Here is a 23,862-nt window from a genome sequence, read left to right on the forward strand (position 1 = left end):
AAATAAAGGGGTCAAATCTTGACTTCAGACATCAAACTGCAAATAGCTAAAGCGTCCTAATATAACCCATTATATTTCTCTAAAAGCGAAGCGCCTCAAATCCTCTTTGTGAATTAATCAGCTTTAAACAACATCAGCTCAGCATTTTTTCCATCGGTTAATATGGCTACATTACCTTGAGTAGTTACAAATACATCTCTTAATCGTCCTGTTGCTTCTGGAAATACATGCGACTGGGCGAATTTACCATTCGCTAAATTAACGCTGTAGAGTTTTTTATCTACAAGCGTGGTAATGAGCACATTTTTTTGAAGCGAAGGGAATGCGGCGTGTTTAGAGCCATAATACGCCATACCCGATGGAGCGATTGATGGCGTCCAATCTACGCTTGGTTTTTGCATGCCCAGGTAGTCTCTAAATGGAGATATGCGCGCTTGCGAGTAATCGTCACCGTTTGTAATGACTGGCCAACCGTAATTATTTCCAGCCGTTAAATAATTTAGCTCGTCGCCACCTGCGGGGCCATGTTCGTGGCTTACAATTTGTTGCGTGTCATAGTCGTACACTAAACCTTGAAGGTTACGGTGCCCATATGAATACACTGCATGAGCTGTTGGGTTTTTGTGGTCAATAAAAGGGTTATTTTTGGGTGTTTTGCCATTTGCTGTAATGCGCAGTGTTTTGCCAAGTTGGCTGGTTACTACTTGTGCTTGCTCTCTGTAGTCAAAACCATCGCCACTTGAAAACAGTAAAGTGTTATCGGGGAGAATAAGGGCGCGACCAGAGTAATGTTGTGGTGTGTCTTTATCTGTGGCTACGTTGTAAATGATTGTTGGCGTTGTAAAACGTGTACCATTGAAAGTAGCTTTAGCTATTAAGAGCCTGTTTGCATCAAGATTGCCTTGGGCGTAGGTAAAAATAACTTCTTTGGACTTAGCAAAATTCGGCGTGAGTACTATATCAAGTAAACCACCTTGACCTGCAACGTATAAACCTTCAAGTGGTAATTTTATTCTACTTTGCTCGTTATTTTTAATAACCACTACGTGGCCGTCGCGTTCGGTTATTAACCATGTACCATCGGGCAGTTGCACCATACTCCAAGGCGAGTTTAGCTGTGTAGCGAGTGTTTGCGTTGTATATTGTTTTTTAGGTAATGCATTGTTTGCATTGACGTTAAATGAGAAGAGTGCGAATAGTATAAAAAGCGAGATGCATTGTTTACCGCGCAAGCCTTTGCTACTGTATAAAAAATTATTTAGTTTAAATTGAGATAACCATGTTGTTTTTAACACGCATACTCCCTTCATTTTTAGTTGCTTGGTTACTAACGTTTACGCTTGCTAGCTTGTTTCATAGCCAATACGTTGTCAATCAATTAGTTAATGTAGGTGTAGTGGTAGAGTTTGCTGACCGTGTTAATTTAACACTCGACGATTGGTTTGGTTTACTTCCTACTTATGGTGCTATTATTGCCTTTGCACTCACTATTGCTTTTTTAGTGACTTGGTTTATTAATAAAAAATTAAAAGCACATAGTACTGGGCTGTTTGTTATAGCGGGTATAGCCGCTTTTGCGACGGCGCTCATTGCGATTGAGTCTATTATGAATATAACCATTATTGCTGGCGCAAGAGGGTGGGGTTTTTATTTACAGTTGGTTGCAGGCGCTATTGGCGGTTACGCGTTTGCACAACTAATTAAAGTAGTTGAAAACACAAAGTTAAACTAAGTGTTTTTTAAGGCTAGTTCCTTAGCTAAAGCCGCTGTTTAATGAAAACCACGGCTTTTTAAAACCCTTTTTATACTTTATTAAAAAATTAAACCAATGAGTTTGTAACTACTTAAGCCAAAAATAAGCATTAACACAGGTAGAGTAACAAGGTTTAAAATAAACGAGTTGGTAAATTTCCCCATGACCGACTTTTGATTTACTAACCACACTAAGTAAATAGTGATAACAGGAAGTAATAAACCATTAGCCGCTTGGGCAAATATTATAACCGCGACAGGGTCTAACCCAAGAGATGCTACCGCAGCACCAAATAATAAGATGATAATAGCAACGCTTTTAAAGCGAGTGCTTGCCATATCATTTGACCAACCTAACATACCACATACGGCATAAGCCCCAGCAAGCGGCGCGGTTATTGCGCTAGTTAACCCTGCGGCAAACAACCCTATAGCAAAAAAGTAATGGGCTGCATCACCGAGCAAGGGCTCTAGTTGTACTGCCATGTTTGCTGCGCTAATTTGCCCTGCGTTTGTTCCATAAAAAGCGACCGACGCGGTAGATAAAATAGCTAATGTGATTACACCGCCCAAAGTAATTGAAAGGCCAGTATCAACATTGGTTTGCTTAATTACTTTTTGTAAGTCACTTTTGCTGTCGTGCTTAGCTGCTAAAACACCAGAGTGCAAAAATAGGTTGTACGGCACTATGGTTGTACCAACCAACGCTAAAACAGTTGTTATTGAGCCTTCAGGCAAGCTTGGCGTAAAGCCTGACAATATATCCCCCAGTGATGGTGAAGCCATGATCAATGTAGATATAAACACCAAGCTCATTAAAATCACTAATACTATAAGTGCGTTTTCTACCACTTTATGTTTGCCGCTATAAAGTAAACCAGCACTTAAAAAAGCAATTAGAGGGGTCCATATTTGCGGATTAACGTTTGGAAATATGCCAATTAGTCCCATACTCGCACCACTTAAATTACCCGCTTCGTATGCTGCACTGCCAACACCTATGGCACTGATCACCAAAAATATAGCTAACGATTTAAATAGCGGGGTTTGAATATTTGCCCTAAGTGCTTGCGCTAAGTCTTTGCCTGTTGCAACGCCAAGGCGTGCCGCCATTGATTGCAGTAATATAGTGGCAATAACTGAAAATAGTAATGTCCAAATAAGCGCAAAACCAAAGTTTGCGCCTGCTACACTGGCTGTGGTGATTGTACCTGGCCCAATAAAGGCAGCAGTGACGAGTAATCCTGGACCTAATCGCATAATTTACCTTAATAGTGTTATTGCATGTTGCTATTTAAAGTTACACCTAACGTTTAAAACCAATAATTATACGCGAAGCCTGTTGTGTATTGCCGCCACTTAAATAAGTACGGTGCAGCTATTGCCGCTTATTTACGGGGGCTTTTATGTAAGCATATGCTAAAAAAGGTCGAGTAGGATACCAATTTATATATAAATTTAAAGGGGATAGAACGCGTTTGCATAAACTTTAAACGAGTATGAGGCCATCAATTAAACTTATAATGACACTGTATGAATATTTACATTATGAGTGCTTTAATTGCTTCTAGGCCTTTTTTGAGCGTTGCTTCATCGGTGGCGTAATTAATACGCACGCATTGATGTTTGTGCTCCCAGCTATCTTCAATACCTATAAAAAAGTTGTGGCCAGGAATTATATACACATCTTGTTTTTTAAGTTTTTGGTAAAGCTGTTCGCTGGTTATTTTTGAATCTTTAAACCATAGCCACATAAAAAATGCGCCTTCTACCTTATGTAAATAAACAGGTAAGTCATCAAATATTTCATCAAATAGGCTAACAGCGACCTGTGCTTTATTTTTATAAAAAGGCAAAATGGTATTTTTACACAGAGGCAGTAGTTCATTATCTTTGATTAAGCGAGTGACTAAGCTTGGCCCAAAACTATTAGGTGATAACACCATAGCGCCATTAACGCGGCTAATTGCTTTAATAATCTCGTTATTGGCAACCACTATACCGGTGCGCAGGCCTGGCAAGCCCAGTTTTGAAAGTGACATACATAATATAATGTTTGAGTTCCAGGTTAGGTTTGCATCGGTATAAATACAGCCAGGGAATGGGTCGCCATAGGCGTTATCAATGATAAGGGGGATAGTGTATTGCTTTGCGAGTAAATCTAGTTGATGAACTTCATCGTCGGTAATCACGTTACCCGTTGGGTTGGTAGGGCGCGACACACATAATGCGCTTATGCTGTTGTCGTTGGCAAGTACAGCCTTAACCGCATCAAAATCAATTACATATTTAAACTGTTTAGAGCCGTTTGGTGTATTTAGTATTTCTATTTCGGGTTTAATGGCCACAAACATATCGTCAGTTAAACCTTGGTCGGCATAGCCTACGTATTCTGGCGCGAGTGGAAAAAGTACTTTTTTATGGCTGCCATTAGCCATTTTGCCTGCAAATAGGTTAAATAAAATAAAAAAGTTAGCTTGGCTACCATTTCCTAATGCAATATTGCTCGCTGTTAAATTCCACGCATATTCTTGTGTTAACTGATTGGCAAGGGCTGCTCTAAACTCATCGTTACCCGTTGGGCCATCGTAAAGGCCCATTATTTGCGCTATTTTATTATTTTTTACTAAATGATTTAGCTCGTTAATGAACGCTGTGTTTACTTGTGGCACAGAGGCGGGGTTGCCTCCGCCAAGCATCACTAAATTAGGGTTATTACTGCTTTTAGCATTACCAAGATCTTCCATTAGCTGTGTAATACCATTGGGTTGAGTAAATTTGCTGCCAAAGTGTGAATAGTCCATAAAACCTAATACATTTAATAAATTAGGCAAAGAGTATAACGTAAAAAAACGGAGTAAATTTATAGATGAGAATAATTCACGACTTATACATATGGCCTTCCTGCGTTATAATCATTGCAGTATTAAATGTAGGTGTTTAGTTATCAATAACCCAAATAAAATAAACGACGACTCAGTCAACTTGCCCACAGAGCCTGTAATTAATAATACCGAGCTTAAAATAGCCACCTTTAATTTGTTTAACTACCTTGAACCACCTAACGCTTATTATGAGTTTGAACGCATATACACCGCTGAACAATGGGCAAGAAAACAGCGCTGGATCACCGAATACATAAACGAGCAGCAGCCCGATGTAATTGGTTTTCAGGAAATATTTAGTATTGAGTCACTTAAAGAATTAATGCTAAACCAAGGTTATAACCATTTTGCTGTAGTTGATAAACCCCATGTTATAGATGATTTTATTTTTAAGCACCCTGTTGTTGGTATTGCCTCTAAATACCCGATTGTTGATGTAATAGCAGTGGAGCATGATGAGGAACTAGCATGCTCACTTGGTTTAACACAGGCGTTTTCATTTAGTCGTAAAGTACTCAGGGCCACAGTTACGTTACCTCACTTAGGAGATACAGATTGCTATGTTGTACACTTTAAATCTAAGCGGGGCATGCTTGAGGTAGACGAACACAATAAAGCGGTAACAGCCGAGCAAAACATTGTCGATATTTTAAAAGCGAATGTAGCAGGGAGTTGGGGCTCAACAATTCAAAGCGGCAGCGAAGCGACTTTAATTATGATACAAATGATCACCCGACGAGAAGTGACTCAAAACCCCATGGTATTAATGGGCGATTTTAACAACGACCTTTCTGATGGTGTACTTAACCACCTGTTAACCAATACATTAAGGTTTGCACCCGCAATGGATGCCAAAGCCTACCTAGCTAAGTACTGTTTGTATGACTCGTGGGCATTATTTGAAAAACTAGTAATTACCGCTGATGATGCTCAGCAAGCAAGTAACAGTGATGGTGAAAACACTGCTCAAACAGCACCACTAACGCGTAAAGCAACTCACTACTTTGGTACAAGCAGCTCAGTGCTTGATTATATTTTACTGTCGTGCGAGTTTGACCCAAGCTACGATGATAGTTTTTTTGAAGTAAGTAACCATAATACGTACGACAGGCATTTAATTAACCCCGAATATGAGCGAGACGACTTAACCACTGACCATGGCGTTGTGTGTATTACTTTAAACCTCAGAACTTAAAAAGCCCGTTGTAAAATGGCACTTGGTAATATGTAGTTATTACAAAAGTAATTTCCAACATATTGCAAGCTACTGAATAAATAGAGTTTTTATTTGGTATTTAATTTGCACAAGTAATGCAGCTTTAATTACTTAGTTTTAAAATAAAGGATTTAACAATGAATGACGTGTCTTTATCTGCTTATTTAGGGTTCTACTTTTACTTAATTATGCTGGTGGTGCAGTGGGGTGTTGCGACCTTTAGCAAGGCCAAGGAGCCCGGTGCTGTGCCGGGTAAAATTAGCGACGATTTATCGCACGATAGCTTTATATTTAGAGCGTACCGTACGTTTCAAAATACATTAGAAAATAGCGCATTATTTATAGGCACGGTGTTATTTGCATTTGTAATTAATTACCAAAGCGCAATTTTTGCAATGTGTGTGTGGGTGTATGTCGTTGCGCGTTTAATTCACATGATTTTATACTATGTGATTGCAACAGAGAAAAACCCAAGCCCGCGTACGTATTTCTTTTTAATTAGCTTTATTGCCAACATTGTGATGTTGGTACTAATAGGTTTTCGTTTAGTAGCTTAATAAATAAAAACCGACGTTTTAGTGTTAGTACTACTACGTCGGTTTTTTGTATTAAGTGTTATTCTACCCCAATAAATCCACCAGTTTGATGAGCCCAAAGGCCTGCATATATGCCCCCTTGTGCAATGAGTTTATCGTGTGAGCCTTGCTCAACGACGCCACCATTATCTAACACGATGAGTCTATCCATTTGTGCAATGGTAGACAGCCTATGCGCTATAGCGATAACCGTTTTTCCTGTCATTAAATCATCAAGGCTTGCTTGAATAGCCGCTTCAACTTCTGAATCAAGTGCGCTGGTCGCTTCGTCTAAAATAAGAATAGGGGCATTTTTAAGTAACACTCGTGCAATGGCAATACGTTGGCGCTGACCACCCGATAGCGTTACACCACGTTCGCCAACCTGTGCCTCAAACCCTTTATTGCCTTTTGAGTCTTCTAAATCGCTAATAAAATCGAGCGCTTTAGCTTGTTTTGCGGCGTTTAACATTTCAGCTTCGGTCGCGTCGGGGCGACCGTATAAAATATTATCTTTAACAGAGCGGTGAAGCAGAGAAGTGTCTTGCGTTACCATAGCAATATAGCGGCGAAGACTTTCTTGGCTTACGTCAGTAATATTTTGCTCGTCAATTTTAATTGTGCCAGAGTCGGTATCATAAAAGCGCAGCAGTAGGTTAACAAGCGTTGATTTACCCGCGCCAGAGCGGCCAACTAAACCAATTTTTTCACCGGGTTTAATATTAAGATTTAACCCATTCATTACCGGGCCACGGTTAGTTTCGTTGGCGGCTTTGCCATAATTAAAATGTATATCTTTAAACTCAATACTGCCTTGGGTTACTTCAAGGGTGTTTGCGTTTGGTTTATCGTCTACTTTTATTGGGTTTGATAATGTTTTCATACCATCGGTTGCGGTGCCAATATTTTCAAACAGGCTGCTTATTTCCCACATGATCCACTGCGCCATACCGTTTAATCTAAGCGATAAACTAACTGCAACGGCTATAGCGCCAGCACTAATTGCACTCATTGACCATAAGTAAAGCGATAATGCGGCAACACTAAATACCAATAAATAGTTAAGCGTATTAATAGCAAAGTTAAGGCTGGTTACTAAGCGCATTTGTTTATATACGGGTTGTAAAAATACATCCATGCTTTGCTTGGCGTATTGCTCTTCGCGTTGGGTGTACGAAAAAAGTTTAATAGTTGAAATGTTAGTGTAGCTATCAACAATACGGCCCGTCATTTCTGATCGCGCATCGGCTTGTGAGCTGGCAATTTTTTTAAGTTTAGGCACAAAGTAAACCTGTATTGAAGCATATAAGGCAAGCCATACAAGCAAAGGGATCATCAAGCGCCAGTCTGCTTCAGCCACTAAAAACACCATAGCGCCAAAATAAACCACTATGTACATAAGTACATCAAGCAGTTTCATTACCGCCTCGCGAACGGCTAAAGACGTTTGCATTACTTTGGTAGCAATGCGCCCTGCAAATTCATTTTGATAAAAGCTTACACTTTGGCGTAGTAAATACCGATGCGCTGACCAGCGAATCGACATAGGGTAATTACCTAATAAGGCTTGATGCAAAATAGCGGCATGAAAAAACACCACAATAGGCAAAACGACTAACAGCATAACAGCCATTTTTATTAGTTCAGTTTTTTGCTCTACAAATAGGGTTTGTGGTGTATGGGTACTTAGCCAATCAACCAATTGGCCCATATAACTAAATAACGATACTTCTAAAATAGCTAACAGCGCTGCACTTATCGACATAAGCACTAACGAGAGTTCCATGCCCTTAGTGTAATGGCGGCAAAACGCAAATAAAGTAGAAGGCGGCTGAGTGGGTTTTTCCTCAGGAAATGCGTTGGTCATTCTTTCAAAGAGTCGATACATTTTAAAAACTTAAATAGCAAATAATGTGACGTATCATACCATTTAAGTATTTTTAAATGCAGTTTTGTATTAACTAACATGAGCTTTAGTTGAGAGATTTTATATCTAAAATTCAGGTTAGTTATTACTTATACAGGCTTTTTATCTAACAGGGTTTGAAAGGTTAATGCCTCGGCTCATATATAAGTCGTCGTATTTTAAACCGCCGTTACCATAGGGCTTTTTAGCCGGACCAGTATTTGTGTTTGCCAAAAAGTAAATAAGTGGTTGTTCACGTCTCATTCTAAATTTTGCATTTTTATACACGAGTGTTTGCGTTGTAAACTCACCGCCTTGAACATACACATTGTATTGTTGGCCTTGCATTTTTGTAGGCGCGTTATTCACTACATACCAGATGCTGTACCATTGATTTGTGTTAAGGGGCTTTGCTGATTGGGCGGCGTTGTAGTTTTGAATGTTGCTATAACCTTTATCTGTTTTGACCATTAAAGCGCCATCGTTTTTAAATCCATTCGACTCGGCTTTGTCTGTTACACGTAAGGTAGGTTCAAACGCATTGTAACCATGCTTTTTAATTTCATTGGGTTGTAAGTTACTTAAGCCAAAAGCGTGATTGTTAGGAAACGTTTCTACATTTATGCGCGTAAAAAATGTATAAGTTTCTCCCACTTCAACTACTTTTGGTAGCTTAGTAAAACTGAGTGCTTTTCGATTACCAATAATGCCTTCGGCGGCTGGTTTTTTAATAAGTAATGATTTGAGGATTCAGCCTCTCGTGAAATTTTTGTCACTTGTGGGTTGGCTATGTATGGATTGGTTTGATTGTCAGTATCAGCTTTTTGCCATGTTAGCGTTTGCGTTTCAAAATTATCGATTAACAGCCATTGATTTGTGGAAGGGTGTTGGTGATTTTGGCTGCATGCTACTAATGTGATTAACCACATTGGCAGAAGAACGTTTTTATGGCGCATTGTTTGCTCTTTATTTAATTGTTATTGATAGCATAAACAGGAAAAAATGGTTATTGGTAATAATTTTTTGTTGAATGACTTAAGTTTTACATTACCAAATTACGGTTTATTTATAACCAATAACTGATTTATTGTAAACCAAAAAAATTTAACGCGCTTAAGTTTAAGCAAAAGCTATATAAATTTTGTAGTCGCGCTCAGTAAATAACTAAAACTTATTCATATCAAATAACTTTATAGTTAACATACGCCTGTGCTTATTTTTGAAATTAATAAGGAAGTGTTATGTATTTAGGCTCTTGTTTGTGTGGAAAAGTAAATGTGAAAATTACAGGCAATATTACCAGTATTATTCACTGTCACTGTTCTTTGTGTAGAAAAAATAGCGGAACAGCGTTTGCTACAAATGGTTTTGTAAACGCTGATGAGTTTTTAATCACTCAAGGGCAAGACTCATTAAGTGGATACGCGTTTAAACCCGGTAGAACACGGTATTTTTGTGCCTGCTGTGGTTCGCCTATTTATAGCGAAAATAACAGTGATAAAAGCCGTTTTCGTATTCGATTAGGTTTACTGGATTCAGATATTGCAGAAAAACCTATATCTCATAATTTTGTTACATCAAAAGCGAATTGGGAACAGTTAGAAACCAGTTTGCCTTGCTATGAAAAGCATGAACCCGGTCGCTAATTAAAAAGATTCAATGTGGTAAATATGATTAATATCTTGATATAAATTGGGAGCAAGATGTTTAAAAACGTCAGAATCTTGAATATTGTCGACGCTAATGTGTTTTAGTGAGCTAGGGCTTAAAACAATAACAATGTTTTTATACTCATTAAATTCAACAAGTGCGATTGCTTTAAAGTACTTTCTTAACAAGGCCAACAACAGCTGTAACTCTTGACCTGTTTTAGGGTTTAAGTTGAGTGTTATTTGACTGCTTGAATTGCAACAGCGCGTCATATTTTGCCAAAAAAAGAGCGCTGTTTAAAAATGGCTGGTGGTACTCTCCACTGAATATGTCGATGGTGATCACATCGTATTTAATTTTACATTGCTGAATAAATTGCTCTGCTGACTGTAAAAATACAGAGTGCGGTTTTGGCAAATAAAAATGTGTTTGTGCAATTTCAACCACATCAGGGTTAATTTCAACGGTGTTAAAGGTGTGTAGAGTATTTAAAAATTTTGTTTTATTGAATAGATAATAGATAACTCGCTCAACGCCCGCGGTTCCCAACCCTAAATTTAACATTTTAAGGTTGGTTACTGGTTTTAATAAAAACAGGAGCATGCTCTGATTTACAGGTACCAAAACTTGCTCTGATTTGCTTTTACTCATTACGCCCTGAATAACAGCATCTTGTTCACGTTTTTCGTCTAGTGTTAACCAACGGTATTGCGCGTTTTCATAAACATAGATAGGACCAAGCGTGGTTTGCTTAAATTGTACAAGGTTACATTTTAACGTTTCATTTTTTAACTGGCGCATACTCTTACTTTTTAAATTGACTACTTAATCGGAACTCTGATTAAGTGATTTACTAACGTGTTAAATCATGATGATAATTAAATTTTACTAGTCTGGGATTTTTAATAAAAACAAGGCGAATTTACCGGCAATAGGTGCTTGGGATCGCTCTATTATCCAGAATCTAAGTTTCTTAGTTTGGCACGAAAATAAAAAGTTTACTTAAGTTATTTGGTTATAAGTTTATTGATTTGCTTTACCGTGTAGTATTTGGGTTTAAATTAAATCATTTAAAACATTCAAGGAGAGAAAAATGGGATTAATTTTAGGCCCTGTGCTGTTAATTTGGCTCGCTATTTTTATTTACTCAATTCGACTCGGTTATTTGCTTATTTATAAAAATATGGCTTTAGACATCACGCTAATTACTTTCACCGTTGCTTTAGTTGGTGCTATTGCCTTTGTATTTTATGGTTACAGGCAATTTATAAATGAAACGTCATTGTGGGCATTTGAAATACCCAGCTATTTTGTATTCAACAAGTTTGCAATATTCACTGTTGTTTTGGCTTTATGTTTACATTTTTTTCTACTAGTATGCAAACAAGCACAGCCGTTAATTGTGTGGTGTTTATACTTATATTTATGTTTTCTGCTGGGGTGTTACTAAGTGTGGGGTTACATGACCATTTTATAGGTTATAACAATATCCAACTTACTCATTAATTCTAGGGTAGAAGATGAGATCGTTTATTTGCGCTTTACATTTTGTGTGTGCTCAATGGTTGAAAAAAGTTGACCCAAATAATACGTACACGGGGCACAAGGCGAGTGTCCTAATCGGTATGGTGCTATCTATTTATATTGGTTTATTAGCTCTTTTCTTTTGTTTTGATTATGTAAAATTACTTACTGATTCCGTTAGAAATAATTTAATCGTGTTCAGTACACTTTATTTAGCGTTAATTTTAGGGGGTATGCATTTAGCGTTGGGTAACGCTGTGGATTATAAAAGTAGAGTTCGTGCAAGGTTGAATACAACAGTGCTTAGGCATTACACGCTTGGGTTAAAACTTTGGATATTTGGTCTGCTACCTTACTTTATAGCTTTGGTAACTATTTTTATATTGAACTCGAATTAGTACTATTCTTTTCTGCGCTTTAGCGTGCTTATTTTCGTATCTACCTCAAATTAATTGCGATATTCAAATACATAGGTAATTGTAAACCAATAAAAATAAGGAGCTACATAAATGCTTAAACCATCAATTAAATTATTAAAGCTAAGCATGCTTGCGTTTGCTTGCTCAGCATCAAGTGGCGTTATTGCGGCTGATATGCAATATAAAGATCAACAAAATCTGCATGATATTGCGGGAAGTGTGTCAGCAGAGCGAATTGGCAGCGATATTCAAACGCTGGTGGACTTTGGTACACGTCATACACTTTCAGAGACTAAATCTGACACTCGAGGTATTGGTGCTGCTCGACGTTGGATTAAAGCTGAGTTTGAAAAAATATCCGCACAATGTGGTGGTTGCCTAGAGATTATTGAGGTATCAGACACTATTTCAGGCGAAAAACGCATACCTGATCCTGTTGAGGTGGTAAATATTGTTGCTATTCAGCGCGGCAGTACTGAACCAAATAGAATGGTGATGATGTCGGGTGATATAGACTCACGTGTAAGCGATGTAATGGATTTTACTAGTGACTCTCCTGGCGCTAATGATAATGCATCGGGTGTTGCTGGTGTTATTGAAGCGGCACGCGTACTGAGTAAATATAAATTTAATGGCTCTGTCGTTTACGCTGCGTTATCAGGGGAAGAGCAGGGGTTATTTGGTGGTAAAATTTTAACCGCGCACGCTCAAAAGAATAACTGGCAAGTACATGGTGTTTTAAATAATGACATGATTGGCAATATTACCGGTATAAATGGAGTGACTGACAATACAACCGCACGTATTTTTTCAGAAGGTACACGTGTTGTTGAAACAAAAGCACAGGCTCGTACTCGTCGATTTACGGGTGGTGAGGTTGATTCTGCAAGTAGAAATTTAGCCCGTTATATTGACACTGTTGCAGATAGGTACATCCCCAACCTTGATACAATGCTTGTTTACAGGCTAGATAGGTTTGCACGGGGCGGGCACCATCGCCCATTTAACGATGCTGGGTTCGCAGCAGTGCGCATAATGGAAACAAACGAGCATTATGATCGTCAACACCAAGACCTACGCACAGAAAATGGCATTACATATGGCGATACGATTGACGGGGTTGATTTTGATTATGCAGCTAAACTAACATCACTCAATGCGGTAACTATGGCATCTATGGCTTGGGCTCCAGCCCCTCCTAAAGACGTTAAAATTACTGGCGCAGTAAAGGCTAGTACTTCGTTTTCGTGGCAAAAAAGTAATGATGACACAATTGCCGGTTATAAAATATATTGGCGTTACACAAGCGAGCCGCAATGGCAGTTTAGTAAATACGTTGGTAATGTTTCTGATTTCACACTTGAGAATGTAGTAATAGACAATTATTACTTTGGTATTTCATCTGTTAGTCATGATGGTTTTGAGTCGCCCGTTGTGTTCCCTGGGGATGTTGGTTCGTTTGACCATAATATAAAATAGCAATTTGTATAAAAACAAAGCAGTCAGAGTTTTTAAAGTGCAAGCAGCCTGTTTTATGCTTGCACCTTATTTACTAAGACCTTACAGTGTTTAAAAAGAAGTAATAAGGTCATTACAATGGAACAACAACAAAAACAATTAACACCTGAAGAGCAAGCACTAGCTGAGCAACAACGTGTTGCATGGCAACGTGGATGTTTTCAAACAGCACAAAAGTATTTAGCAGAAAAAGGCATTATGCCTAAATCAGTAGTTGAGCAAGACAGCAGGTTTTTAGCCCCTATTTGCGCAATGTGGAAATTTAAAGCGCAAAACGGAAAAACGTATTGGGTTGTTACAGGGCAATTACCAACAGACCATGCTGAAGTGGGTGCAGCGTCAGATGCGCGTGATGCTATGCGTTATTTTTCATTGCAATGGCAGTTAAAAGCAGATCAGATAATGAGTGCGGGCGCGCGCGATAAAACACAGGCAGACTTTGCTAACCTATTAGTGAAAAGAGCACATGGCCTTTACGAGTTATACGATAACGACAAACTGTGGGCTCACGAACCAAAATAATCCAAAAAGGGTAATCAATCTTTGATTACCCTTACAACTTAATTAATGAACTAGTGTGAAAGGTGTTGTATCAGCACACCTAACAGGGCATTTCATTCTTTGCCTAGGTATACCTGCCTCCATAAACACATTACCTTGTTTTATAAAGCCGTTACGTTTAAATCGTTCAACTTCGTGTAGAACACAATTAACGCTAATAGATTCAATACCTTGTTCTACTGCTATGTCAAAAATATAATTAAGTAACGAGCAGTAAACATTTCGGTTTCTGTGATCAGGCAGTACAGCTAAGCGTCCAATTAAGCCATCATTACATAGGCGGGCTGTTGCGACGGGACAAAAGCTGTCGTCTGTAACAAGCACATGCAAAGCTAATTCATCGAGGTTATCGAATTCAACGCGTTTAGGGATATGTAATTCGTAAACAAATACGCGCTCCCTTATTTGTTGCAACTCATTTTTTTGTCGATCCCATTCAACTTTGTTTATACGATAACCCACAATTGCCTCCTACTTGTTACTCTTGGTTTGCGTTAAACCAAATGCCTTCATTAACAAGTATAGTAAACATCTGAACAAAAACTAGACTATTTTGAGTGTTAGCTAATTCATTAGTATTAAACTCGGTTTCGTCCGTTAGTAATTTTACTGCTGCTATGTCCCCGATAGGAAGAGTGAAATTGTCACCATTAATACTTACTAAAAGCTCATTTTCACACTGCTGATAAATTGCTCGTGTTCCACCTACACGTTCAAAAATAGTATCTGGCTCTGCCAATTCGTTTGCTATTTGATCTTGGGTAAAAGCAGGTTCTACTGGTGCCAAGTCCATTTCATGTTTGGGTTGGCTTAAGGTTTTGCCAAGCCATTGCTTGAATAGACCATCATCTTCTAGCATTGAGGCGATAAGATGCTTAACCTTTTCAGCTTCATTATTTGTAAGCTCACCTTTTGAGGCTCTTGTAACTAAGTTGTGGTCTGTGTAGCGTTTTTGACCGCTTTCAGTGTCAATAACATGATCGGCAAAGCTTGATAGTAAATCTTGCTGATTTGGTGCTCTAAATCCAACAGAGTAATTAAGTGCATTTTCAACCGCGTAGCCTTCATGCGGGCAGCCTGGTGGAATATATAAAATATCACCGGGCTCTAAAATGCAGTCTATGACTGCTTCAAAGGCTTCAACTTGCAATAATTTTTTATTTTGAGCAAATTGCTTAAGAGTTGGGTCGGGTAGGCCAACTCGCCAATGACGCTTTCCTTCACCTTGAATAATGAAAACATCGTATTGATCTAAATGCGGGCCAACACCACCATTAGGGGTAGAAAAGCTGATCATTAAATCGTCAATGCGCCAGTTAGGGATAAATCTGAACGGTTCTAGCAGCTGGGCTGCCTCTGGATGCCAGTGGTCGACTGCTTGCACTAATAACGTTGAATTTTCCTCTGTGAGTAAATCAAAGTCCTCGAATGGCCCTTGATGGGTTTGCCAGTCGTTATTGTGATTTGTAACAATACGCGATTCAATAGAGTCTTCCATTGCTAAGCCAGCAAGTTCGTTTGCATCAAGTGGATCTTCAAAGTGACTAAACCCTTGTTTGATCAAAAGAGGTTTTTTTTGCCAAAAGTGGGTTAAAAATTCTTGTTCAGATAAATCGTTTATTTTTAATTGATACATACGTTTGCCTGCCGGTAATTGCTTTGCTTTATATACAAAAAAAGCGAAAGGATAACCCTTTCGCTTTTTGATAGTGGTGATTAATAATTAAACTAAATCATCAATAAATTCAACCGCACGGCCAATGTAATTAGCCGGTGTTAGTTTTTTCATTTCTACTTTAGCAACTTCAGGAAGATCTAAACCATCGATGAAGTCAGCCATTATTTCTTGATTTACGCGCTTTCCACGGGTTAAATCTTTAAGTTTTTCGTATGGCTTTTCAATGCCGTATTTACGCATAACTGTTTGAATAGGCTCTGCGAGCAATTCCCAGTTCTGGTCTAGCTCTTCAAGTAAACGTGGTTCGTTAACTTCAAGCTTGCTAACACCTTTAAGCGTTGATTGATATGCAATAAGCGCATAACCCATACCCACACCAAGGTTACGTAGCACTGTCGAATCGGTAAGATCACGCTGCCAGCGAGATACAGGCAGTTTTTGTGCAAGGTGTGCAAAAATTGCATTTGCTAAACCTAAGTTACCTTCTGAGTTTTCAAAATCAATAGGGTTAACTTTGTGTGGCATAGTTGATGAGCCAATTTCGCCAGCAATGGTTTTTTTGCTTAAAGTGGTTAAGGGCAATGTAACCCCAAACATCACGGTCAAAATCAAGCAAAATAGTATTAAAACGTGCAATTGCATCAAATAATTCTGCAATGTAATCATGTGGTTCAATTTGTGTGGTAAACGGGTTCAATGTTAAGCCTAGGCTCGATACAAACTTATCTGCATGAGTATGCCAGTCGTAATCTGGATAAGCACTAAGGTGAGCATTATAGTTACCAACAGCGCCATTTACTTTACCAAGCATTTCTACTTGCGCAATTTGATCGCGTTGACGCTTTAAACGCATGTATACGTTTGCAAACTCTTTACCCATAGTTGATGGTGTAGCAGGTTGTCCGTGCGTACGAGTCATCATTGGCACTGCTTTATACTCAATAGCTTTTTCTTTGATGGCGTTGAGTAATTGGTCACAGTATGGCAGTAATACGCTGTCACGTGCTTCAGTTAACATTAAACCATGTGATAGGTTGTTAATGTCTTCTGAGGTACATGCAAAGTGAATAAATTCGTTAATAGCATGTAGCTCTGCGTTATCAGCTACTTTTTCCTTTAAAAGGTATTCAACGGCTTTGACGTCGTGGTTAGTTGTTCGTTCAATATCCTTAACGCGCTGCGCGTCGGCTTCACTGAAGTTATCAACAATAGCGTTTAAAAGTGCATTTGCTTGGTCGCTAAATGCGGGCACTTCTTTAATGTCGCTTGCTGCAGCTAACGCTTGCAACCAACGCACTTCAACAATTACACGGTATTTAATTAATCCAAATTCGCTGAAAATACTGCGTAGTTCAGTGGTTTTGCTGCCGTAGCGACCATCAACTGGCGAGATAGCCGTTAACGCTGAAAGCTCCATAATAACTCCTAAATTTTTGTTTGAACGATAATTAAATTTTTGCTTTAGCAATGGCGATTATTTTTCTTTTTGCAAAGAAAAAATGACGGCGTTTACCACCCATTTGTCGCCACAATACTGCACTTCTGATGCCGGCAAGTAGTAATGCGCGGATTTTATTTTGAGTGAGTTGCTGTTTTAATAACTCGGGTTTACCATAAACCTGTATTCGGTGCCCAAGGGGGCTTAGCACCGACGAGTATATATCTGCCAAACCGGCAACAACGGTGTCATCGGTTATAGCAAAATGGTCTAAACGACGATGAATATCATCAATACGTTTACCTAATTTGTTTAAGCTTTTGTCGTTTGCGCTAAGTGCTCGCTCAAGCTGCATTAAGCCACCTACATATTTTACAATCTCAACGTCTTTCTGAGCGCCCGCTGATAGCTGTTCCATCAACGTTTTGTAGCCATCTCGTAAATTATGAGTGCCTTGATATACATCTTCGGGTGATGCTGGCGATGTTTGTACAATACTAGACAGCAATATGTCTAAATCGTGTTCATTATTACTGCCGTATTGCGCTATTTTTTGTACTTGTTTAGCGGCTTGGCACATAGCGGCAAGCGCCATAACTTGGTGTTCATTCATTACTTGATCACCGAGTCAATAATACCGCCGCCTAAGCAAACTTCTTGCGCATAAAATACCGCAGACTGACCTGGTGTAACCGCTTTTTGAGGTTCATCAAATAACACACGGGCCATACCGTCATCACCAACAAGCAAAGTACAGTTTATATCTTCTTGACGGTAACGTGTTTTAACTGTGCAACGCGTTGTTCCTTTTGGACCTACACGGTCTACCCAGTGAAGTTGGTTAGCATTTAAACCATTACTATATAGGCGAGGGTGGTCTTTACCCTGGCCAACAATAAGTACGTTACGCTCGACATCTTTGTCTACAACGTACCAAGGTTCGCCTGAGCCTTCTTTCATGCCGCCAATTAATAAGCCTTTTCGTTGGCCAAGTGTGTGGTACATTAAGCCTTCGTGCTCGCCAACGTTATTACCATCAGTGTCTTCAATAACACCTGGTTGTGCAGGTAAAAACTTTTGTAAAAAGTCTTTAAACTTACGTTCACCAATAAAACAAATACCAGTGCTGTCTTTTTTGTCATGTGTAATTAAATCTTGCTCTTCAGCAATACGGCGAACTTCTGGCTTGGCGATATCGCCCACAGGGAATAGCGTTTGAGCAATGTGTTCATGACTTAAAGTGTATAAAAAGTAACTCTGGTCTTTGTTGTTATCTAAACCACGGCACATTACATATTTGTCGTCCCGAAGCTCACGACGCACATAATGGCCTGTCGCAATAAAGTCAGCTCCGAGTGCTTGTGCAGCAAATTCTAGGAAGGCTTTAAATTTGATTTCCTTATTACACATAATATCGGGGTTAGGCGTGCGGCCTGCTTTGTACTCTTCTAAAAAGTATTCAAATACGTTATCCCAATATTCAGCTGCAAAGTTAACAGTATGAAGTTCGATACCTAACTTGTCACACACGGCTTGCGCATCTTTTAGGTCTTCTGCAGCGGCACAATATTCGTCATTGTCGTCTTCTTCCCAGTTCTTCATAAACAGGCCTTCTACTTGGTAGCCTTGTTGTTGTAACAAATATGCAGATACTGAAGAATCAACACCGCCGGACATACCAACGATGACTTTAATGTGACTATTTTCGCTCATGAATAATTTCGCTTATACAGATTACTGTTAACTTGGAAAGGCCGCGATTATAGCATGTATTTTGTTTGCGCTTAAAGAGACTAACAAGGCAAACCTTACAATTAGTGAGTAATTTATTAATATAATAAATAGCTAAGATACCTAAGGCGCTTACATAATATTTTTTTGATAAAAGTTGATTCTAATTCTACGCTTAACATACAGAACAAAATACGAGCCATATGTTAAAAATTAATAATAAGTTCTTTAAAAGTGATTAGAGTATATATACACTCATTAGTAATAAAGTTTGATGGGTTAGCCTATTCAATAAGCTGTAAAATATAATCAATGGAATGAATATATGAATCACGCATACAAAATTAATAAAATTAGATCGTTTGTAGAACAAAACAAACACCAAGTAAATCTTATCTCAAATAAGCTTTTAATCATAAACCTGCAAGAATTAAAAAAGTCAGCCTACCACCTTTTTTATGAGCTAATAAAACTCAAGCATGCTCAGCAAGCTCAATCCCATCACCAAATCAGTGATTTGTTTAATTTAATTAAAAACACTACAAAAGTGCTTAGCCTCGAAATGAAGCTTTTAGATAAATTAGAACACTGGTGGCTAGAATGGTATTTTGCTTTACAAATGCATGAACAATTGAGCGCTGAAAGCAAAGAAATGCCGATGAGCTTTTTATCACGCAGTACCTTAAACCCAATGCGAAAACATGAGATAAGTCACTATGCTAAATTATTTTCAGTGCTCCCTATGCCAGTGTGTAATGTGTGTAGCAAAACCGGTGATATTATTAGGGTAAACCAACGGTTTGTAGATGTGTTTGGTTATACTGTTGAGGATGTGCCTAACCTACATGCATGGTGGAAAAAGGCCTACCCAGATCCGCACTACAGAGTGCAAGCTCAAAATTTATGGTCTGAAGCTTTGAAAAAAGCGAAAAGTAGTAATGACGATATACCTGCCAATAACTACACAGTTGCACGTAGTGATGGCACTCAAGTGGTTATGGAGGTATCGGGCATAAAGATAGGCGAAGAATTTTTAGCCGTATTTAAAGATGCAACCGAGCGAATAGAGGCTGAGGATATTTTAAGGGATATGGCGTTTTTGGACTCATTAACCAAAATTGCCAACAGGCGTCGATTTGATGAAAAACTTGCTCATGAATTTGATAAAGCGAAGGAGTGTGAAGGGGCAATATCGTTAATAATTATTGATGTTGATTTTTTTAAACAGTTTAACGACCGTTACGGACATTTGGCTGGGGATTCTTGCTTATATGAAGTGGCTCAAACTATTGCATCGACAGTAAATCGTCCTGAAGACTTTGTTGCCAGATATGGTGGTGAAGAGTTTGTTGTATTGCTCCCTGATACTGATAAGGAAGGTGCATTATTTATTGCTGAGCAAATACAAAAGGCCGTTGAAGCTTTAGCAATTGTGCATGAAGATACCTACAGTGGCTTTTTGTCAGTGAGCATGGGCGTTAACTCAACGGCTAGTTCCCAAGACGATAAGGTAAGCTTTGTTAGAGGAGCCGACAACGCACTGTATTATGCAAAAGACCAAGGCCGAAACTGTATTGCATTACACTCTGAAAGTTAGATTAAATTTTTATTACAAAGGTTTAGGTGAGGTGGTAGCGATGGCGTGAAAGTTTTGCTCTATTTTTACTTATCCTTACATGGATGCAAGTCAGAAGAATAGGCTGGAGCAATTACACACCCCACGTCACTAAGTAATCCCTCTAGGCAGAGTAAACTTTAAAACACACCATTAATATGCCTTAAATTTTTATTAGTTGTAAATAGTATCTAGGCTTAATAGCGGACGCGTTACCGAGTCATCAATGCACTTTTGAACGAGCGGGCTTCGCAGTGGTAAAGATTTAACTTTCTCTAGGTTGAACCAATGGGCACTTATAATATCATCATCAATAGGGTTAAGTTGTTGGTTGGTGCCACTAGCATCAAATAAAAAACAAAACCTTAGGTAATGAACGCCGTTGTCAGCGTACAAGTTATAAACACCTAAAAAGCCTGTAGGGGTGAGCGATAAACCTGTTTCTTCATATAATTCGCGGCTTGCTGCTTGAGCTAGTGTTTCGTTCTTTTCTAAATGACCAGCCGGTTGATTATAGCAAATTTGCTTAGTAAATTTATCGCGTTCTTTTACTAATAAGTATTCGTTATGGTTTTTAACTATTGCGGCTACTGTTACATTTGGTTTATGCATTAATGCTACCTTTAATGATTTTATATTCACCAGTATTAATGTCGTCTAAAGTGTAATTACCTATGCTGTAACGAATTAGCCTAAGAGTAGGGTGGCCAATGTGAGCTGTCATTCGGCGAACTTGTCTATTTTTACCTTCATTAATGGTAATACTGAGCCATGAGGTAGGTATAGACTTTCGTTCACGTACAGGGGGAGTTCGTTGCCAAATGTTAGGCTCTTCTATCATTTTTACATTAGCAGGCAGTGTGAGCCCATCTTTAAGCTCAACGCCTTTACATAAAGCTTGTATTGACTCAGTCGAAGGCTCACCTTCTACTTGAACCCAATACGTTTTATTGGTTTTTTTATTAGGTGCTGTTAATGTATTTTGTAGTTTACCGCAGTTTGTGAGCAGCAATAAACCTTCGCTATCGCGGTCTAATCGTCCTGCAGCATATACATCCTTGATAGGAATAAATTCAGCTAGCGTCTTTCTGTCTGCATCGTCTGTAAATTGGCAAAGCACATCAAATGGCTTGTTAAAAAGTACAATTTTTTTGTCTTTAGCGTCTATTTGAGGCTTTATTTCTCTTTTGTTTGTAGGCTTTTTAATTGCACTTCTAGAATACGTGCGACCCGTATTGCGTTTATTTGATGAAACGGGTGTTTGCTTGTTACTCGATTTACTTCTCATTAAATACACCTAGCTGGTTTTGGTAATCCAGCAATTTTGGTGGCTTGTTTAGCAGGGCCCTTTGGAAACAATTTATAAAGGTAAATACTATTACCTTTATCTTCTCCGAGTGCTTTTGCCATGGCTTTTACTAGCATGCGGATGGCTGGGCTTGTATTGTATTCAAGATAAAATTCGCGGACGAAGTTAATCACTTCCCAGTGTTGTTCGCTAAGCGAAATGTTTTCTTGCTCTGCAATAATAGGGGCTAGTTGCTTTGACCATTGTGTATGGTCGAGTAAATAACCTTGTTTATCTGTGTCTATTGTTTGTTGGTTAAATTCAAGCATGGGTTACCAAGTAATTAATTGCGTAGAGGTTAAAGTAAGAGACACAAACTCGTCATAGCTAATGGCAGTGTCGTTATTTGATAGCTTAATTGCACGAACGAGTGCGTCCTCTTCAAGTACTAAGAGGGTATCTGAAAATTGTTTAAATTGTTTATTAGCAAAGCATGCGTCACCTAAAAGCAATATACGGTCATCAGCACAAATTAAGTTTTCTAGCTGGTTAGCAGAATAGTAATTTAATGGTTTTGAAAAAATATGTAGTGTGCTCATAAGGTCACCACGTGATGTTGCTTTTTGATAAGTGTTTGTTGTTCACCAAATGTAACCGCGTGCGCGTCTATGAGTAAATCAGTTTTACTTAGGCCATAATCAAGGAGCGATTTTTCACATACATAGATGTTTTCTACGTCATAAACTTCTAGCGTTTTTATGTTTTTAAAAAAATCTTTAATACCTATGGTGGAAGGGGTTTGATTCTTTTTTAATGCTAAAACAGCGGGGCCACTAAATAACCAGCTTATGTTTTGATCGACAGCTGCAAAAATTAACGTCATATCGAGGGCATCGCGCAGGTTAAGATCATCAAATGGGCTACTTTGACTCATTACTAATACATTAATCATTTAAATTGCACCCATTTATCAGCGTCGCTTACAAGCATTGCGAATTCAGCTAAACCTGCAACAGAAAATACGCCTGTGTTTGACGTATCTAAGCCTCTTTTTTCTGCCGCGGTTACACACAGCATAAGATTAATATTTTGACTTGATAGCGCTTGCCATAATGCGCTAATTTGAAGTTCGTCAGAGGCTAAGTCAAAATGTGTTGATGCATGATAAACGCCTTGCTGATACAAAAATATTGCGTCTATGGTGTGCCCTTGAGATAAACACGCATTAGCAAACTTAATTATGCGTTGACTGGTGTCGTGATCTGATGGTGGTGTGTGTAATGAAAGAACAAATCGTGCCAAAACAATTCCAATAAAAAAGCCCCAATAAAGGGGCTATTTTAACAGAACTATTTAATTAGTCATCACTTGCGCCAAGTAGGTGCAGTAGTGAAGTAAATAGATTGTACACATTTAGGTATAAAGATACTGTAGCGCGAATGTAGTTAGTTTCTCCGCCGTTAATAATGCGGCTTGTATCAAATAAAATTAAGCCAGACATAATTAATACAACCGCAGCGTTAAGCACCATAAACATTAAAGAACTACCGATGAATATGTTAACAATGCTTGCAACAATAACCACAATTAGGCCAACCGTTAAAAAGCCGCCCATAAAAGAGAAGTCTTTTTTGGTGTTGAGCGCATATGCAGATAGACCAAAGAAAATAAGTGCTGTTGAACCAAGAGCTTGCATTATAAGCATTGAGCCATTAGGCATGGCAGCGTAATGGTTTAACATTGGACCTAAACCAGCCCCCATTAAACCTGTGAAAGCAAATACCCAAAATACACCAGATGCGGTGTCAGCTTTTTTGTTTACAACAAATAATAAACCAAACGAAACCAGTGTGAACACAATTCCCATAAAGTAAGGTAATTGTAGTGCCATTGAGATACCGGCAGTCACTGCACTAAATGCAAGTGTCATCGCAAGTAAAAAGTAGGTGTTTTTAAGTACCTTGTTTGTTTCAATGGTAGACATTACCGGTTTAGCGGTATTGTACGATTGATTAAACGCCATTGTAGAGCTCCTTTAAGTGAAACGTGTGTTTCGATAATTTAACTAAAATTAGATTACCAACTCTTATATGTTTGGGCAAACCT

The 23,862-nt window shown here is 38.6% G+C and carries 24 protein-coding genes and 2 pseudogenes; 8 read left to right on the top strand and 18 right to left on the bottom strand.

From position 1 onward, the window contains the following. Positions 1 to 113: 113 nt before the first annotated feature. Complete coding sequence (locus P20480_RS14785; protein ID WP_008127250.1) at positions 114 to 1,295, bottom strand: PQQ-dependent sugar dehydrogenase; 1,182 nt, start codon at positions 1,293 to 1,295, stop codon at positions 114 to 116. Between P20480_RS14785 and P20480_RS14780 the strand changes: the two genes are divergently transcribed. Continuing rightward, complete coding sequence (locus tag P20480_RS14780; RefSeq protein ID WP_008127252.1) at positions 1,280 to 1,732, top strand: hypothetical protein; 453 nt, start codon at positions 1,280 to 1,282, stop codon at positions 1,730 to 1,732. The genes P20480_RS14785 and P20480_RS14780 overlap by 16 nt on opposite strands. An 80-nt stretch (positions 1,733 to 1,812) precedes the next feature. On the opposite strand, the gene P20480_RS14775 is transcribed toward P20480_RS14780, so the two are convergent. Continuing rightward, positions 1,813 to 3,012, bottom strand: coding sequence for an Nramp family divalent metal transporter (locus P20480_RS14775; protein ID WP_008127254.1), 1,200 nt, complete (start codon positions 3,010 to 3,012; stop codon positions 1,813 to 1,815). A 281-nt stretch (positions 3,013 to 3,293) separates the two neighbouring features. Next, the gene (locus P20480_RS14770; protein WP_008127256.1) at positions 3,294 to 4,556 is read right to left on the bottom strand and encodes a valine--pyruvate transaminase; all 1,263 of its coding nucleotides are present in this window, start codon (positions 4,554 to 4,556) and stop codon (positions 3,294 to 3,296) included. Between the two features lie 235 nt (positions 4,557 to 4,791). Between P20480_RS14770 and P20480_RS14765 the strand changes: the two genes are divergently transcribed. Both P20480_RS14765 and P20480_RS14760 read left to right on the top strand, forming a co-directional pair. Next, positions 4,792 to 5,832 carry an endonuclease/exonuclease/phosphatase family protein gene (locus tag P20480_RS14765; protein ID WP_008127260.1) on the top strand — a complete coding sequence of 347 codons (1,041 nt, stop codon included), beginning with the start codon at positions 4,792 to 4,794 and terminating at the stop codon, positions 5,830 to 5,832. 158 nt (positions 5,833 to 5,990) lie between these two features. Then, positions 5,991 to 6,410, top strand: coding sequence for an MAPEG family protein (locus tag P20480_RS14760; protein WP_008127262.1), 420 nt, complete (start codon positions 5,991 to 5,993; stop codon positions 6,408 to 6,410). Positions 6,411 to 6,468: 58 nt separating this feature from the next. Here P20480_RS14760 and P20480_RS14755 read toward each other — a convergent pair whose 3' ends face one another. Both P20480_RS14755 and P20480_RS17630 read right to left on the bottom strand, forming a co-directional pair. Then, a complete protein-coding gene (locus P20480_RS14755) occupies positions 6,469 to 8,316 on the bottom strand; it encodes an ABC transporter ATP-binding protein (protein WP_033025012.1) in 1,848 nt (615 codons plus the stop codon). Positions 8,317 to 8,457: 141 nt separating this feature from the next. Next, positions 8,458 to 9,290 (bottom strand): annotated as a pseudogene (locus P20480_RS17630) (hypothetical protein). 285 nt (positions 9,291 to 9,575) lie between these two features. Between P20480_RS17630 and P20480_RS14750 the strand changes: the two are divergent. After that, positions 9,576 to 9,980 (top strand): GFA family protein, encoded by a 405-nt coding sequence (locus P20480_RS14750; protein WP_008127269.1) that lies wholly within the window; start codon positions 9,576 to 9,578, stop codon positions 9,978 to 9,980. A gap of 223 nt (positions 9,981 to 10,203) precedes the next feature. Here the strand turns inward: P20480_RS14750 and P20480_RS17635 are convergent, their stop codons facing one another. After that, entirely contained in the window at positions 10,204 to 10,785 is a 582-nt protein-coding gene (locus tag P20480_RS17635; RefSeq protein ID WP_008127272.1) for a polyamine aminopropyltransferase, read from the bottom strand. A gap of 292 nt (positions 10,786 to 11,077) precedes the next feature. Here P20480_RS17635 and P20480_RS14745 point away from each other — a divergent pair, with 292 nt between their 5' ends. The 3 genes from P20480_RS14745 to P20480_RS14730 all read left to right on the top strand — a co-directional run bounded on the left by P20480_RS14745 (position 11,078) and on the right by P20480_RS14730 (position 13,967). Continuing rightward, positions 11,078 to 11,434: a hypothetical protein gene (locus tag P20480_RS14745; protein WP_008127273.1), complete on the top strand. Its 357-nt coding sequence runs from the start codon at positions 11,078 to 11,080 to the stop codon at positions 11,432 to 11,434. A gap of 583 nt (positions 11,435 to 12,017) precedes the next feature. Beyond that, a complete protein-coding gene (locus P20480_RS14735) occupies positions 12,018 to 13,406 on the top strand; it encodes a M28 family peptidase (RefSeq protein WP_008127277.1) in 1,389 nt (462 codons plus the stop codon). Between the two features lie 117 nt (positions 13,407 to 13,523). Then, positions 13,524 to 13,967, top strand: coding sequence for a DUF4826 family protein (locus P20480_RS14730; RefSeq protein WP_006792842.1), 444 nt, complete (start codon positions 13,524 to 13,526; stop codon positions 13,965 to 13,967). Between the two features lie 42 nt (positions 13,968 to 14,009). Here P20480_RS14730 and P20480_RS14725 read toward each other — a convergent pair whose 3' ends face one another. From P20480_RS14725 to mnmA, 5 genes and pseudogenes are all read right to left on the bottom strand, one after another. After that, entirely contained in the window at positions 14,010 to 14,468 is a 459-nt protein-coding gene (locus P20480_RS14725) for a GNAT family N-acetyltransferase (protein WP_008127279.1), read from the bottom strand. 16 nt (positions 14,469 to 14,484) lie between these two features. Then, the gene (locus tag P20480_RS14720; protein WP_008127281.1) at positions 14,485 to 15,642 is read right to left on the bottom strand and encodes a cupin domain-containing protein; all 1,158 of its coding nucleotides are present in this window, start codon (positions 15,640 to 15,642) and stop codon (positions 14,485 to 14,487) included. An 87-nt stretch (positions 15,643 to 15,729) separates the two neighbouring features. Beyond that, positions 15,730 to 17,101, bottom strand: a pseudogene (purB, locus tag P20480_RS17640) (adenylosuccinate lyase). A 31-nt stretch (positions 17,102 to 17,132) separates the two neighbouring features. After that, positions 17,133 to 17,735: a high frequency lysogenization protein HflD gene (gene hflD, locus P20480_RS14715; protein WP_008127287.1), complete on the bottom strand. Its 603-nt coding sequence runs from the start codon at positions 17,733 to 17,735 to the stop codon at positions 17,133 to 17,135. Continuing rightward, positions 17,735 to 18,835, bottom strand: coding sequence for a tRNA 2-thiouridine(34) synthase MnmA (gene mnmA / locus P20480_RS14710; RefSeq protein ID WP_008127289.1), 1,101 nt, complete (start codon positions 18,833 to 18,835; stop codon positions 17,735 to 17,737). Before mnmA ends, hflD begins: the two co-directional genes overlap by 1 nt. A 343-nt stretch (positions 18,836 to 19,178) precedes the next feature. Here mnmA and P20480_RS14705 point away from each other — a divergent pair, with 343 nt between their 5' ends. Beyond that, entirely contained in the window at positions 19,179 to 20,450 is a 1,272-nt protein-coding gene (locus P20480_RS14705) for a GGDEF domain-containing protein (RefSeq protein WP_008127290.1), read from the top strand. Positions 20,451 to 20,642: 192 nt separating this feature from the next. Here the strand turns inward: P20480_RS14705 and P20480_RS14700 are convergent, their stop codons facing one another. From P20480_RS14700 to P20480_RS14670, 7 genes are read right to left on the bottom strand one after another with little or no spacing between them, the layout of a single operon-like run. Further along, on the bottom strand, positions 20,643 to 21,080 hold the full coding sequence (locus tag P20480_RS14700; RefSeq protein WP_008127293.1) for an NUDIX domain-containing protein: 438 nt from the start codon (positions 21,078 to 21,080) through the stop codon (positions 20,643 to 20,645). After that, positions 21,073 to 21,756 (bottom strand): pseudouridine synthase, encoded by a 684-nt coding sequence (locus P20480_RS14695; protein ID WP_008127295.1) that lies wholly within the window; start codon positions 21,754 to 21,756, stop codon positions 21,073 to 21,075. Before P20480_RS14695 ends, P20480_RS14700 begins: the two co-directional genes overlap by 8 nt. Next, complete coding sequence (locus P20480_RS14690) at positions 21,756 to 22,085, bottom strand: TusE/DsrC/DsvC family sulfur relay protein (protein ID WP_006792832.1); 330 nt, start codon at positions 22,083 to 22,085, stop codon at positions 21,756 to 21,758. Before P20480_RS14690 ends, P20480_RS14695 begins: the two co-directional genes overlap by 1 nt. Positions 22,086 to 22,088: 3 nt before the next feature. Then, a complete protein-coding gene (locus P20480_RS14685; protein WP_006792831.1) occupies positions 22,089 to 22,355 on the bottom strand; it encodes a DsrH/TusB family sulfur metabolism protein in 267 nt (88 codons plus the stop codon). Beyond that, on the bottom strand, positions 22,352 to 22,708 hold the full coding sequence (locus tag P20480_RS14680) for a DsrE family protein (RefSeq protein WP_008127297.1): 357 nt from the start codon (positions 22,706 to 22,708) through the stop codon (positions 22,352 to 22,354). Before P20480_RS14680 ends, P20480_RS14685 begins: the two co-directional genes overlap by 4 nt. After that, positions 22,705 to 23,058, bottom strand: a complete 354-nt coding sequence (gene tusD / locus P20480_RS14675; RefSeq protein WP_006792829.1) for a sulfurtransferase complex subunit TusD — start codon at positions 23,056 to 23,058, stop codon at positions 22,705 to 22,707. Before tusD ends, P20480_RS14680 begins: the two co-directional genes overlap by 4 nt. A 55-nt stretch (positions 23,059 to 23,113) precedes the next feature. Further along, complete coding sequence (locus P20480_RS14670; RefSeq protein ID WP_008127301.1) at positions 23,114 to 23,779, bottom strand: Bax inhibitor-1/YccA family protein; 666 nt, start codon at positions 23,777 to 23,779, stop codon at positions 23,114 to 23,116. Positions 23,780 to 23,862: the final 83 nt, after the last annotated feature.

It is taken from the genome of Pseudoalteromonas sp. BSi20480 (genome assembly GCF_000241365.1).
In the GTDB taxonomy this organism is placed as follows: domain Bacteria; phylum Pseudomonadota; class Gammaproteobacteria; order Enterobacterales; family Alteromonadaceae; genus Pseudoalteromonas; species Pseudoalteromonas marina.